The 12,836-nt window shown below is 67.3% G+C and carries 11 protein-coding genes and 4 pseudogenes; 9 read left to right on the top strand and 6 right to left on the bottom strand.

The annotated features are described in order from the left end of the window. The first annotated feature begins 1 nt into the window (after position 1). On the top strand, positions 2–1,387 hold the full coding sequence (locus AQ610_RS33440; protein WP_080595023.1) for a TniQ family protein: 1,386 nt from the start codon (positions 2–4) through the stop codon (positions 1,385–1,387). A 110-nt stretch (positions 1,388–1,497) separates the two neighbouring features. Then, positions 1,498–1,635 (top strand): annotated as a pseudogene (locus tag AQ610_RS37335) (IS110 family transposase); the annotation flags it as partial. A 417-nt stretch (positions 1,636–2,052) separates the two neighbouring features. Here AQ610_RS37335 and AQ610_RS12290 read toward each other — a convergent pair. Beyond that, the gene (locus AQ610_RS12290) at positions 2,053–3,993 is read right to left on the bottom strand and encodes a PhoX family protein (protein ID WP_009916732.1); all 1,941 of its coding nucleotides are present in this window, start codon (positions 3,991–3,993) and stop codon (positions 2,053–2,055) included. A gap of 320 nt (positions 3,994–4,313) precedes the next feature. Here AQ610_RS12290 and AQ610_RS12285 point away from each other — a divergent pair, with 320 nt between their 5' ends. From AQ610_RS12285 to AQ610_RS12270, 4 genes and pseudogenes are all read left to right on the top strand, one after another. Further along, positions 4,314–4,769 (top strand): BCAL1086 family glycoprotein, encoded by a 456-nt coding sequence (locus AQ610_RS12285; RefSeq protein ID WP_006026248.1) that lies wholly within the window; start codon positions 4,314–4,316, stop codon positions 4,767–4,769. Between the two features lie 89 nt (positions 4,770–4,858). Beyond that, the gene (locus tag AQ610_RS12280; protein ID WP_009911820.1) at positions 4,859–5,320 is read left to right on the top strand and encodes an Rrf2 family transcriptional regulator; all 462 of its coding nucleotides are present in this window, start codon (positions 4,859–4,861) and stop codon (positions 5,318–5,320) included. Between the two features lie 138 nt (positions 5,321–5,458). Then, positions 5,459–6,100 carry an NAD(P)-dependent oxidoreductase gene (locus AQ610_RS12275; protein ID WP_009911821.1) on the top strand — a complete coding sequence of 214 codons (642 nt, stop codon included), beginning with the start codon at positions 5,459–5,461 and terminating at the stop codon, positions 6,098–6,100. 256 nt (positions 6,101–6,356) lie between these two features. After that, positions 6,357–6,920: pseudogene (locus AQ610_RS12270) on the top strand (mechanosensitive ion channel family protein); the annotation flags it as partial. A gap of 36 nt (positions 6,921–6,956) precedes the next feature. On the opposite strand, the pseudogene AQ610_RS33430 reads toward AQ610_RS12270, so the two are convergent. Together AQ610_RS33430 and AQ610_RS12260 are read right to left on the bottom strand one after the other, a co-directional pair. Beyond that, a pseudogene (locus AQ610_RS33430) lies at positions 6,957–7,442 on the bottom strand (NADPH-dependent FMN reductase); the annotation flags it as partial. Between the two features lie 124 nt (positions 7,443–7,566). Then, the gene (locus AQ610_RS12260) at positions 7,567–8,196 is read right to left on the bottom strand and encodes a cysteine dioxygenase family protein (RefSeq protein ID WP_006026252.1); all 630 of its coding nucleotides are present in this window, start codon (positions 8,194–8,196) and stop codon (positions 7,567–7,569) included. 144 nt (positions 8,197–8,340) lie between these two features. Between AQ610_RS12260 and AQ610_RS12255 the strand changes: the two genes are divergently transcribed. After that, positions 8,341–8,808, top strand: a complete 468-nt coding sequence (locus AQ610_RS12255; RefSeq protein ID WP_009892050.1) for an Lrp/AsnC family transcriptional regulator — start codon at positions 8,341–8,343, stop codon at positions 8,806–8,808. Between the two features lie 38 nt (positions 8,809–8,846). Here the strand turns inward: AQ610_RS12255 and AQ610_RS12250 are convergent, their stop codons facing one another. Genes AQ610_RS12250 through AQ610_RS12240 form a run of 3 tightly spaced genes read right to left on the bottom strand, consistent with a single transcriptional unit; the run spans position 8,847 to position 12,331 of the window. Beyond that, complete coding sequence (locus tag AQ610_RS12250) at positions 8,847–9,617, bottom strand: ABC transporter ATP-binding protein (protein WP_006026254.1); 771 nt, start codon at positions 9,615–9,617, stop codon at positions 8,847–8,849. Between the two features lie 10 nt (positions 9,618–9,627). Continuing rightward, positions 9,628–11,304 carry an ABC transporter permease gene (locus tag AQ610_RS12245; RefSeq protein WP_006026255.1) on the bottom strand — a complete coding sequence of 559 codons (1,677 nt, stop codon included), beginning with the start codon at positions 11,302–11,304 and terminating at the stop codon, positions 9,628–9,630. Next, the gene (locus AQ610_RS12240) at positions 11,294–12,331 is read right to left on the bottom strand and encodes a Fe(3+) ABC transporter substrate-binding protein (RefSeq protein WP_006026256.1); all 1,038 of its coding nucleotides are present in this window, start codon (positions 12,329–12,331) and stop codon (positions 11,294–11,296) included. The genes AQ610_RS12245 and AQ610_RS12240 overlap by 11 nt, the downstream gene beginning before the upstream one ends. A 137-nt stretch (positions 12,332–12,468) precedes the next feature. Between AQ610_RS12240 and AQ610_RS38120 the strand changes: the two are divergent. Further along, positions 12,469–12,608, top strand: a pseudogene (locus AQ610_RS38120) (penicillin-binding protein). Next, positions 12,605–12,781: a hypothetical protein gene (locus AQ610_RS31815; protein WP_006026257.1), complete on the top strand. Its 177-nt coding sequence runs from the start codon at positions 12,605–12,607 to the stop codon at positions 12,779–12,781. Before AQ610_RS38120 ends, AQ610_RS31815 begins: the two are co-directional and overlap by 4 nt. Positions 12,782–12,836 lie beyond the last annotated feature (55 nt).

Below are 12,836 nucleotides of genomic sequence, written 5' to 3'. Positions count from 1 at the left end.
GATGGCAATTGCGCTGTTTCCACTTAGCGAAGGCGAAACTATTGGGAGCAACATAGGCCGCTATGCGGAATTCGTTGGGATTGAATTTACAATTGAACTAAGGTGGCGACTCTTCGGCTACCTGTGTGGGTCCACTACGAGGCTGCCAGGTGGAATTGCTCATCTTGCTGAGCAAACACGGGACTATTGGGCCATGAGCGGTGAGGCGATAATAAAAGAGCACACCGAGTATTTGTATGCAACGGCGTTTGCCCCGCAACAGATGCGGGAGATGATATTTCAGGATATGCTCCGCCTGCCGACCGGCAAGGGCTCGCCGCGTTTCACTGGTTACAAGGCAGCCGAGAATATTGAGAATTTCAGATACTGTGAAGAATGTTTGACTGAGTGGAGGGAGAAAGGCCAAACGCCATACTGGCGGATTTGTCATCAGTTGCCGGGGGTGTGTGCGTGTATTATACATTCGACCATTCTGAAAATCGCAAAGAAAAAATACTCAAGAAGGAGTATGGATCCGACTGTTAAAGGTTTAATAGATGACGCGGATGAATTTATTGTGCGGAATGCGTCGTTTTCCGAGATGCGTGCCGTTGAAGATGTTGCCAAAAGAAGCGCCGAGCGAAGATTGGTAACCGATGGTGCCGAGTTGTCACGGAGATATAGTGATTTGCTGAAAAATGCAGGGTTGGTTGGCGATGATGGGAGAACGAAGCGGGCGACCTTGATTTCGGAGTGGAAGGCTTATTTCGGTGCCGAGTATTGCCGCCTGACTGGAATGGACGACCAAAGAATAGAGAACTGGTTATATAGGGGTACAGGATTTCTGCGGTACGGTAAAATTCGTCACCCGTTTATATTCCTTGCTGCTGAGTCGGTTCTCGAGCATCTCGTCGCATCGCGGGGATCATACGTGCCTGGAGGGCGAAGAAACTTGGAGAAAGCCCGGAAATATACGTCCGGTGGTAATTGTGACGTAATTCTCAACGACAGGCAGAAACGTGGGGCGTCGCATTCGGATCGGGCCAATGCAATAGGGTTAGAATGTACCCGTGTCCGCGAGGCATGGTTTTCGCTGATGCAAATCGAACCACCGGTCCGTGCGACACGTAACGCTATTTTTGAAAAATCGGGATTTCCTAGTTCTGCTCGGCGATACAGAAAATCTTTGATCCTTTTGGCATACTTGGTGGAGACGCGGGAGAGCTATCTGGAAAGGGTTGTTTACTGGCTTTCCATTCAGGCGTCGAGGCAACGTATAGGCAGTTTGGACGATGCTTTTCAACTTGTGGGCTTGCATCCACAGAATTTTACGAAAGAGCAGCGGACCCGGATTCGGAATTTCTTATCTGCCAGCCAGTCGTGGCATGATTCTCGCATGGGGTCATGATTTGGAGGACATTGTCACCGGTCTAGTGGACGGCTGGTGCTCGTTGATACGGGTTTGGCCGGATTATTCCGGCGCCCTCCGTAACGCGGATGCAGAGACTTGTCACCGTTGTTGCGCTGGTTACCCGGCGCTTGGCCTCATCGATTGGTCTCGAGTACCTATGCAGACGCGGCGACAAGGTGTTCAAGCGCGCCTTATTCCTCTTAACCTGCGCGGCCTTGCCAGATCCAGTCTTACGCCCCTATTACGTCTTACGCCCCTATTACGTGCGTAGCATCGACGAGGAATCCGGTTGTGCAATGCACACAATTCGCATTGTGCCCTTGTATTTTTATTCCTTTGGCACGCCCGCAGGCTCTTGATGCCGCAGACTTCGTGTATGCCAAACTTGATGTGTAGCTCGATGCGCTCAGGGTTCCTGCAGACTCTGTTATTTCCTGAGGCGTCGACTGCAACGGTGGATATGGCCTTCCAGCCGTTTTTTCCCCGCAAGCTTTGATGTGCGCCAATACCTGTTCGCAGCCCGAAGGGTGTTCCCATATATTGGGATTGAATGGGCGGCGCGCGGCAAGCGCGCATAAAAAAAGCGCGACGCCACGAGGGCATCGCGCCAATCCGGCGCCAGGCGCCGGCGAATCAGCCGTGACGACGAAGAAAATCCGGTATCACGCCTTCTTGAGCTGGATTGCCGTGGGCTCTGCCGTCAGATAGCCGACGCTCGCACCGAAGCGGTCCTTGTAGTTCGCGCGCACGAGCGGATCGAGCGCGCCCTTCACCTTGTCGTGCAGCGGCGATTCCCAGTCGCCGACGTGCTGGAGGTTGCTCATCACGTAGGTCCAGCCGTTGATCTCGTCGACCGCGTGCAGGCCCGTCGATTCCGCGCCCGCCGGGCACGACAGCACGCGCGAGAGCTGCTTCGTGTCGACGTGGTACGCCCACAGGAAGTTGTTCACGTGCATCCCCGAATCCTCGCCGATGAAGAGGGTGCGCAGCTTTTCCGAGAACTTCAGGTTGTCCGGATTCGCGATCTTGTCCGGGTGCGCAATGTTGCCGAGCGCGTCGGCCGCGGCGAGATCCTCGCCGACGAGCGCCGCGGGCGCGCTCATGTCGACAGGCACCCAGTCGCTCGCGATCGCGGCGCCCGACGTGTCGCGCTGGCCGCCGCGCATGTTGAGCGCGTACACCGCGCCCGCGTTGATCGCGCGATCGAGCGCGATGTCCGGCGACGCGGCCGCGTTGCCGCGAACCATCGACTTCTGGATGTACGACATCGCCGAATACAGCACCTTGTCCTTCGCGTTGACCGTCGTGCCTTCGAGCTTCGTGAAGCCCATGCTGCCGCCCGCGTATGCGGCATAACGGTGCGTCTCGAGGAACGCCGCGGCCTTCGTCATGCCGGGCGCGCCGCTGAAGTTGATCTTCGCAAACGACGCGTCGCCCGGGTCCTTCGTCGCGACGTCCATGATGTCGGCCGCCTTCAACTGGTTCGCGAGCGCCTCGATCTCCGCGCTCGTCGCGTGGCCGAGATTGATCCACGTGAGCGTTGCCGCGCCTGCGCCCGCCGACGACGTCTGCGTCCATTTCGCGACGTACAGCGTGCCCGCCGACAGGTCGGCCGCCTTGTCGGCGATGAACATGAAGAGGCCGCCGTTCGTCGCGTCGTCGCCCATCAGCACCGTGCGCTGGTCCGGCATCACCTGCACGAGTTCGTGCGAGATCCGGCCGAGGCAGTAGTGCTTGCGGATCGAGCCCGTGCCGTCCGGGTTCACCGTGACTTCCGGCAGATGGCCGTAGTGATAGGGGTTCGCGGCCGTCTCGCTGCCGAACGTGTTCTTGCTGAACGCCTTGAATTGAGCGTCGCTCGCGGCCTTTGTCGCGTCCGGCTCGTACTCCTCGCTCGACAGGTGCGTGTTCCACGGCGACAGGCTCGCGCCGCACGTGATCCAGAGGCCGTGCGCGGCCGACGTGTCGACGTTGTGGTACTTGACGAGCTTGAGCGCGCCCGTCGCCGGATCCTGGTCGAGCGTCAGCACGGCGATCGGCGACGGCAGCCGGCCGTATTGCGATGCGCTTGCCAGGTCGCGCGTCGTGTATTCGAACTGCACGACGGCGAATACCGTTCTGCCTTTCACGCCCGCTACGCTCGCGTTCCCGAGCGTGAGGAGCGAGCTGCCGTCCGGGCAGTCGGAATAGAACTGGCGCTCCCGGCCCGGAACCGAGCGATCGATGATCGGCTGGTTGTTGGCGTCGTAATAGCCGCCCGCGAGGATCGTGCCACCTTTGCCGTCGGGCACGCGATCGCCCGTCACGAAGAATGGCCGGTACGCGAGCTTGTAGTTGCGCGTCGAGCCGTCGGTAAACGAGACCGACAGCGTCGAGCCGACGGTCGTCGTCGCCATCGCGGCCGGGTCGGCGAGCGTCGGCGCGGCCATCGACGAGAACGCGGCCGCTGCGAAGCCGGCGGCGGGCGGCGCGGCGGCGACGTTGTCGTCGCCGCCGCAGCCGGACAGCAGGGCGGGGAGCGCGACGCCGGAGAGCGGCAGCATCGGCGCGCCGGCGAGGATCTTCAGGGCATGGCGGCGGGAGGGGTTGGGCAGCGCGGGCATGGGAAATCCAGTTGTTGTGGGCGACGGAAATCGACGGCGCGCCGGCGGTGGGCGCGGCGGACGGCGATGAAAACAAGCTGAAAGTGTAATTTTCATAAATGAAAGTTTTTTGAATTGATTTTGTACGGGTTGGCGGACGTCTCGCGCCGTGCGCGCCAGCGTGGATTTCGCGGGAGGATGCCGTCCGGGCGGAGCGCCGCGCGCGCCGCTACCGGTGCGGCAACGACATGTAAAAAAGAACCGGAAGCCGCCGAGGGCGCGCCGGCGCGTCGTATCATGGCCCTTTCGCCACTCGGAGCCGCTTTGCCGCGCCATTCGCCATGACGATCGAGATCGCCCACGCAACCGCCAATCTCTCCCGCGCCGGCCGCCGCCGGCTGCGCGCCGTCGCGCTCGCGGCCGCCGTCGCCGCCGCGCTTGCCGGCTGCAAGAAGCCGGAGGAGGCGAGCGCGCCGCCCGACAACGCGGCAAGCGCCGCCGCCCACGCGGCCCAGCAGACGACTCGGCAGCTCGATCAGGTCGCGAGCTTCGTCAATCAGCAGATCCAGGCGGCGAAGCAGGGCGTCGCATCGGCGGCGTCCGCCGTGCCGCCCGTCACGGCGAGCTCGGTGTCGGCCGCCGCGCAGGGCGCCGCGTCCGCCGTGCTCGGGCAGGCGGCCGCCGCGGCCGGCACGAGCCTCGAGGCGGCCGGCCGCAAGCTGCAGCAGTGGAGCCAGACGGCCGCGCTCGGCGCGTCGGGCGCGTCCGCCGCGAGCGGCGCCGCGGCGAGTCAATAAATCCGCTTGCCCGTCCGCCTAAATGTAATTATGATGGTTACATATTGTCGTCAAGGCGGGGTGCGAATGCATGCCGCCGCAGGTGAATCATGAATACGAGCAGCCGGTTCGCATTTGCCGTCCACGTGCTCGCGCTGTTGTCGTTGCAGGAAGGCGTGCCGCTGTCGTCGGACATGATCGCGGGCAGCGTGAACACGAACCCGGCGCTGATTCGCCGTCTGTTGTCGATGCTGGCGGCGGCGGGGCTCACGACGTCGCAGCTCGGCGCGGGCGGCGGCGCGCTGCTGGCGCGCGAGCCGTCGTGCATCACGCTGCTCGACGTCTGCCGCGCGGTCGACGATGCGCAACTGTTCGCGCTGCACCGCGAGGCGCCGAATCCGGCGTGCCTCGTCGGGCGGCACATCCAGGGCGTGCTGACTGGCTACATCGGCGACGCGCAGCGAGCGATGGAGGCGTCGCTCGCAACGCGCACGCTCGCCGACGTGACGGCCGACGTGCTGCGCTCGGAAGCGTCCGGGCAGCCGGGCCGGGGGCAACAGGCGAGCGGTTGAGCGCATTCGGCCGCCGGCGCGCGGCGTGATCGCGCCGCTGCCGGGTCGAGTTGACTATGATGGGGATCGTGGATCCCTCTTTTTTCGAATGAATATGTAATTATTTGAGTTACATATTCGCCAACCAGGAGAATCGACATGACGCAACGTACTTTGAACATCGCCCTGTTCGGCGCAACCGGCATGATCGGCTCGCGGATCGCGGCCGAAGCGGCGCGCCGCGGCCATCGGGTGACGGCGCTGTCGCGCAATCCGGCGGCGAGCGCCGAGAACGTTGCCGCGAAAGCGGCCGACCTGTTCGATCCGGCGAGCATCGCCGCCGCGCTCGAAGGCCAGGACGTCGTCGCGAGCGCCTACGGGCCGAAGCAGGAGGATGCGTCGAAGGTCGTCGCGGTCGCGAAGGCGCTCGTCGACGGGGCGCGCAAGGCGGGCGTGACGCGCGTCGTCGTCGTGGGCGGCGCGGGCACGCTCGAAGTGGCGCCCGGCAGGCAGCTCGTCGATACCGAGGGCTTTCCGGACGCGTACAGGGCCGTCGCGCTCGCGCACCGCGACGCGTGCGACTACCTGTCGACCGTGCAGGACCTCGACTGGACGTTCTTCTCGCCCGCCGCGCTGATCGCGCCCGGCGAGCGCACCGGCCGGTTCCGCACCGGCGCGGGCAGGCTGATCGTCGATGCGCAAGGCAACAGCAAGATCTCGGCCGAGGACTATGCGATCGCGTTCGTCGACGAGATCGAGCAGAACCGCTTCGTCCGGCAGATCGCGACGGCCGCTTACTGATCGCGGCGCGGGCGCCCGTTGGGGCTACACTGGCGATCGTCGTCACCACTCGCACGATCGCATGCCGATTTCGCCTCGCCTGCTCTTCGCTCGCGGCGCCGCGCTGGCGATCGTTCTCGCCGGCTTCGCCCTCGCCGTTGCGCCGCACGCCGCGCGGGCCGCGGCCAATCCGGGCCTTGCCGCGTTCCAGAAGCTGATCGCGCCCGCCGCCGCGTCGGACGCCGCCGCGCCGGCGTCGGGCGCGGCGGCGGCAGCGCCGTCGCCGGCGAGCGCGGGCGTGATCGGGCTCGCGGTCGGCTTCGGCGCGCAGTCGCTCGTGTCCGATCTGATCACCGGGCTTTTCATCATCGTCGAGGACACGATCTCGGTCGGTGACTGGATCGATGTCGACGGCGGCCACGCGGGCACCGTCGAGCATCTGACGATCCGCACCGTGCGGCTGCGCGACGGGCAGGGCGCGCTCCATTCGATTCCGTTCTCGCAGATCAAGATCGTCAAGAACCTGTCGCGCGACTACGGCTACGCGGTGTTCGAAGTGCGCGCGCCGTTCTCCGCGGATCTCGACCGGGTGCTGCGGATCGTGCGCGACGCGGGCGCGGATCTGTGGAGCGACGCCGCGGTGCGCCGGTCGATGCTCGGCGGAGTCGAGGTCTGGGGGCTCGATCGCTTCGAGCCGAACTGGATGGTCGTCAAGGGGCAGATCCGCACGCGCCCGCAGCAGCAATCGACGGTGATGCGCGCGTTCAATGCGCGGATCAAGCAGCGGATGGACGACGCCGGGATCGAGATTCCGTTGCCGCGAATGCATGTCTATACGACGGCGGCGGGCGGCGTCGCGGCTGTCGGTGACGCGACGCGCGGCGGCGAAGGGCGGGCCGGGCGCGCCGAGACGAGTGCCGAAGCGGGAGACGGCCGCGTCGGACCGCATGCCGATGTCCGCGCGGATGCGGCGGGCAAGCGGGGCGCGCAAGGCGTGTGACGCGCATGCTGTACCCGGTTCGCCGCCCCGCCCCGCCCGCGCGTCCGCGTACGCCGCGCGCGCCGACACGTTGAATACCGCAACCGGCTTGTACACGATCGCTTCGCAGCCGACGCTCCAGTCGAGCGTGTTCTTCATCACGCCCGTCACGCCGTGCCCATACTCGGGACTCGCGATCAGCACGCCGGCGGCCGCGTTCAGCCGGTCGCGAAACGCCTGGACCGGTTCCGGCATCGGATGCTCGACATCCGGATTGAACAGCGGGAATTCGCCGAGCCGCTGGAACAGCGCGGCGGCCGCTGGCAGCAGGGCGGTGTTGGTCGACGCAGCGCGCAGGCTGCCCGAGATGGCCAGGATGTCGATGGTGTGCGCCGTGGGGCTGGGGGGATCGCTTCGTGAAGGACGCGCCGGAGTCTATCAGGCGGCGCGGCGCCGCGTGGGGCGCGCCGCCGCAGTGCTCGCGCGAGCGCCGGCAAGCGCGGGCTCGTCACGCATACGCGCCGGCGTCGACCGCGACGACGTCGTTCACGTGCGTCGCCACCTGCTCGCCGGCGACGCCGTACACGTGCAGCGAGATCGCGGGCGCGTCGGGCTTCGCGCCCGCATGCCCGAGCCGGTGGATCGCCTCGCGCCCCGCGCGCACATACGACACCGCGCCCGTCGGCCGCGCGCGCTTGCGCGCGTCGATCGCGCAGCAGGCCGCGTCGCTCCAGCGGTAGACGATCTCGGTGAGCCCGCCTTCGAGCACCGCGTAGCCGCACCACGCATGATGGCCGTGCACCGGGCTCCATTGGCCCGGCTCCCAGACGAGCGACACGACCGCATAGCGGCCGGCCGGATCGGCGGCGAGCAGGTGGCGGCGATAGCCCTCCGCGCCGCTCTCGCGCTGGGCGGGCGTGAGGAGGTCGGGCGCCGCGGCGGCTTCGGCGAGCGCGGCGCGCAGTTCGCGCGCGAACGCCGGATGCCGCGACGGCGCGGCTTCGTTGGCGAGCGCGTCGAATGCGGCGTCGAGCCGCGCGCAAAAACGCGCGATCGGCGTCGGCGCCGGCGCGGCGCGCTCGCGCGGCTTCGGATGCGTATCCGGTGCATGCGGGGGGGAGGAGGCGGCGTGATTCATCGTTGACTCGGTCGTCCATTGCCCGCGGCGACTTGCGCGGGTCGGTACGTATTTATACCGGTCGACCTGGAGAAACGGATTCCATATTGTTCCCTCATGCGGATAATGAATAGAATAATTTTCTATTCGCTAGGGACTGGGGAAATGGACGCGATCGATCGTAAGTTGCTCGAACTGCTGCAGGAGGACGCGACGCTGCCGATCGCCGAGCTCGCGCAGCGGGTGAATCTGTCGCAGACGCCGTGCTGGAAGCGGATTCAGCGGCTCAAGGAGACGGGCGCGATTCGCGCGCAGGTCGCGCTGTGCGACCCGCGCAAGCTCGGCGTGGGGACGACGGTGTTCGTCGCCGTGCGCACGAACCAGCACACCGAGGAGTGGGCGGCACGCTTCACGCAGGTGGTGCGCGACATGCCGGAAGTCGTCGAGGTCTACCGGATGAGCGGGGAGACGGATTATCTGCTGCGCGTAGTCGTCGCCGACATCGACGACTACGACCGCATCTACAAGAAGCTGATCCGCTCGGTGCCGCTCTTCGACGTGAGCTCGTCGTTCGCGATGGAGCAGATCAAGTATTCGACCGCGCTGCCGGTGCGCGACGGCGGCGCGGGCTGATCGAACCGGGCGGGCGCGCTGCGCCCGGCGCGCGGGGCTCAGCGCCCGCGCTCGAGCGCGCGCCGGCGCTCGTCGGCGAGCGCGTCGCGCCGCACGAAATCCGCGACGAACGCGTTCGCCGGGCGATGATAGAGGTTGTACGGCGTATCCCATTGCGCGAGCCGGCCGTCGTCGATCACGCCGATGCGGTCCGCGAGCGCGAACGCTTCCGCCTGGTTGTGCGTGACGAAGAGCGCCGTGTGGCCCGCCGCCTTCAGGATGTCGCGCACTTCGAACGCGAGCCGCTCGCGGGTGTCGACGTCGAGATTCGAGAACGGCTCGTCGAGCAGCAGCAGCTCCGGCGACGGCGCGAGCGCGCGGGCGAGCGCGATCCGCTGCTGCTGGCCGCCGGACAACTCGTGCGGGTACGCGTTCGCCGCGTCGGCCAGGCCGACGAGCTCGAGCATCTGCGCGGCGCGCGCGCGGCGCAACGTCTTCGGCGTGCGGCGCAGCCCGAATTCGACGTTCTGCTGCGCAGACAAGTGCGGAAACAGCGCGTAGTCCTGAAACATCATCCCGACGCGGCGCTTCTCGGGCGGCACGTCGGCGTCGCGGCTCGCGAGCGCGGCGCCCGCGAGCACGATCTCGCCCGCGCGCACCGGCTCGAAGCCCGCGATCGCGCGCAGCACCGTCGTCTTGCCGCAGCCGGACGCGCCGAGCAGGCAGCCGATCGCGCCGCGCTCGAGCGCGAGGTTCAGTCGATCGACGATCGTGCGCCGGCCGCGCGGCGTGTCGTAGGCGAGCGTGACGGCGTTCAGTTCGAGCAGCATGGCGGGCATGTCAGGATCCGGATTTCAGTTGGGTGCGCGCAAGCACGATCACGGGCACGAGGCCCGCGACGACGATCGCGAGCGCCGCGACCGCGCCTTCCTCGTAGGTGCCGCGCGCGGCTTCCGCGTAGAGCCAGGTCGCGAGCGTGTCGAAGTTGAGCGGGCGCAGCAGCAGCGTCGCGGGCAGCTCCTTCATCGCATCGACGAACACGAGCAGCGCGCTCGCGCCGAGCGCCGGGCGCAACAGCGGCAGGTGCACGCGCCAGAGCGTCATGCCGGCCGATTCGCCGAGCGTGCGCGACGCCTGTTCGAGCGACGCCGGAATGCGCGCGAGACCGGCCTCGACGCTGCCCGCGGGAATCGCGAGGAAGCGGATCGCATACGCGATCACGAGCGCGGCGGCCGAGCCCATCAGCACGAGCGCGTCGCGCTCGAGCGCGGCGGCGATCGCGCGATCGGCGAGCGCGAGCGGTGCGAGCAGGCCGATCGCGAGCACGGTGCCCGGCACCGCGTAGCCGATGCTCGCGAGCCGCGCGCAGACGCGGCTCGGCTGGAACCGCGCGCTGTCGCGCGCGCGGCGCGTTGCCCACGCGACGACGATGCCGCCCCCGAGCGTGACGACGGTCGCGGCGAGCGCGACGGCGAGCGTGTTCGCGAGGCTCGCGAGCAACTGGGCCGATACGCCGCCGACGAGGTGCAGGCGCTTCGCGGTTTCGTGGACGAGATACGCGGCGGGCGCGCCGAAGCCGACGGCGACGGGCAGCCAGCCGAGCGCCGCCGCGCCGGCGGCGGCCGCGCCGCGCAGCCGCCGCGGCTCGATCGCGCGCATCCGGCGGCCGTGCGCATAGCGCTCGCGGCGGCGGCCGTAGCGTTCGAGCGCGAGCGCGCCGAGCACGATCGCGAGCATCGCGAGCGCGATCTGCGCGGCGCTCGCGAGGTCCGAGCGCGTGACCCACGTCGTGTAGACGGACACGGTGAGCGTCTGCACGCCGAGGAATTCGGACGCGCCGACGTCGTTCAGCGTTTCGAGGAGCGCGAGGCTCGCGCCGACCGCGATCGCCGGCCGCGCGAGCGGCAATACGACGCGAAAGAAGGTTTCGATGCGGCCCGCGCCGAGCGTGCGCGCGGCTTCGACGAGGCTCGCCGATTGCGTGACGAACATCGCGCGCGTGCACAGATAAACATACGGATACAGCACGAAGCCGAGCACGACGATCGCGCCCGGCAGCGAGCGCAGATCGGGCAGGCGGAATTCGCGCGGGCTGTCGAAGCCGAGCGTCCAGCGCAGCGCGGACTGCACGGGCCCGATCGGGTGCAGCAGGTCGAGATACGCGAACGCGACGATGTACGACGGCACCGCGAGCGGCAACAGCAGCGCCCACGCGAGCGTGCGGCGTCCGGGGAAGTCGTAGGCGGTGACGAGCCAGGCGGCGCCCGTGCCGACGCACGTGACGATCGCGCCGACGCCCGCGAGCAGCGCGAGCGTATTCGCGGCCGCTTGCGGCAGCACGAATGCGGCCAGATGCCGCCAGTGCGACAGGTCGGCGCCGAGCGCCGCGCACGCGAGCGCGGCGAGCGGCGTGCCGACGACGGCGGCGATCGCCACCGCGCCCGCGAGCCAGCCGCGCGCGGCGACGCGCAAAAGGCGCGGGCGGCGCGCGAGGGGCGCGTCGACGTCAGTTGTCAAAGCCGACCTTGTCGATGAGCTGGCTTGCGCGCTTGCGGTACTTCGCGATCTCGGCGAGTGGCAGCGGATCGACCTTGAGCGGCCCGAAGCCGGCGATCACCGGATCGAGCGTGACGCCCGCGCGCACCGGATATTCGTAGTTCGCCTGCGCGTACAGCGCCTGCGCGGGCGGCGACGCGAGGTATTCGAGCAGCTTCACCGCGTTGTCCCTGTTCGGCGCGTGCTTCGCGACGGTCGCGCCGCTCACGTTCACGTGCGTGCCGCCGCTCTTCGCGTTCGCGAACGTCGGGCGCACGACCTTGATCGCGTCGCCCCACCGGCGCGCATCGGTGCCGGGCGCCGCGTGCTTCATGTGGCCGGCGTAGTACGCGTTCGCGAGCCCGACGTCGCAGATGCCGCCGAGGATGTCGCGCGCGACGTCGCGGTCGCCGCCCGTCGCCTTGCGCGCGAGATTTGCCTTCACGCCGCGCAGCCACCGCTCGGTCGCCGCTTCGCCGTCGTGCGCGATCATCGCGGCGACGAGCGCGGTGTTGTACGGATGCTGGCCGGAGCGGATGCAGACCTTGCCTTTCCATGCCGGATCGGCGAGCGACTCGTACGTGATCGCGTCGAGCTTCAGGTTCTTGTCGACGTACAGCACGCGGTCGCGCAGCGACAGTGCGTACCAGTCGCCGGCCGCGCCGCGCAGGTTCGTGGGGATCGCGCCGTCGAGCGACGCCGAGCGCACGGCTTGCGTGAGCCCGCCGTCGACGAGGTCGAGCAGGTTGCCGATGTCGACCGTCATCAGCACGTCGGCGGGCGAGCGCGCGCCTTCCGCCTTCACGCGCTCCAGCAGGCCGTCCTTGACGAACACCGTGTGGACGGCGATGCCGCTTTGCTTCGTGAACGCGTCGACGAGCGGCTGGATCAGCTTGGGCTCGCGGGTCGTGTACAGGTTGACTTCGTTCGCCGCGTGCGCGGCGGGGGCGGCGACGGCGAGCGCGAACGCGAGCGCGCGCAGCAGCGGGCGGGCTTGCTTGACGAACATGGAGGGCTCCGGCGAAAGACGTGCGGTGGGCGGGCCGCTCCGTCAGGCAGGCCGCGCGGCCATCACGGAGCGAGCATTACAAAACGAAAGATTTGAATTGTAATGCGAAATGAGAACGATTCGGGAATGATTCGCAAATGCGAATCGCTCGCAAAAAGACTGATGAATCGGGCGACGGGCACCGGGCGCAGGCGGCGCGCCGCGCGCCGCGATGGCGATGCGGTTGCGCGTAGAATGCCGGCTTGACGAATTTTTGACGGAGCGCAACAGGCGATGAACGATCCCCGCAGCAAGAAGAATCCGGTATTCGGCGTGGCGATTCTGATCGTCGTGGTCATCGCGCTCGTGATCGGCACGATCCTGTACAACGCGATTTCGCAGAAGCACGAATACGACGAAGCGCATCCGCACGCGTCGTCGTCGGCGAGCGCCGCGTCCGCGCACGGCTGATCGCGCGCGAACGCGGGCGGCGCGGCCGCGCCGGCGCCCGCAAGCGGCGCGCCGG

This window comes from Burkholderia humptydooensis (genome assembly GCF_001513745.1).
In the GTDB taxonomy this organism is placed as follows: domain Bacteria; phylum Pseudomonadota; class Gammaproteobacteria; order Burkholderiales; family Burkholderiaceae; genus Burkholderia; species Burkholderia humptydooensis.
Note: the sequence above shows the minus strand (reverse complement) of the source record. Positions and strands in the feature narration are given on the sequence as shown.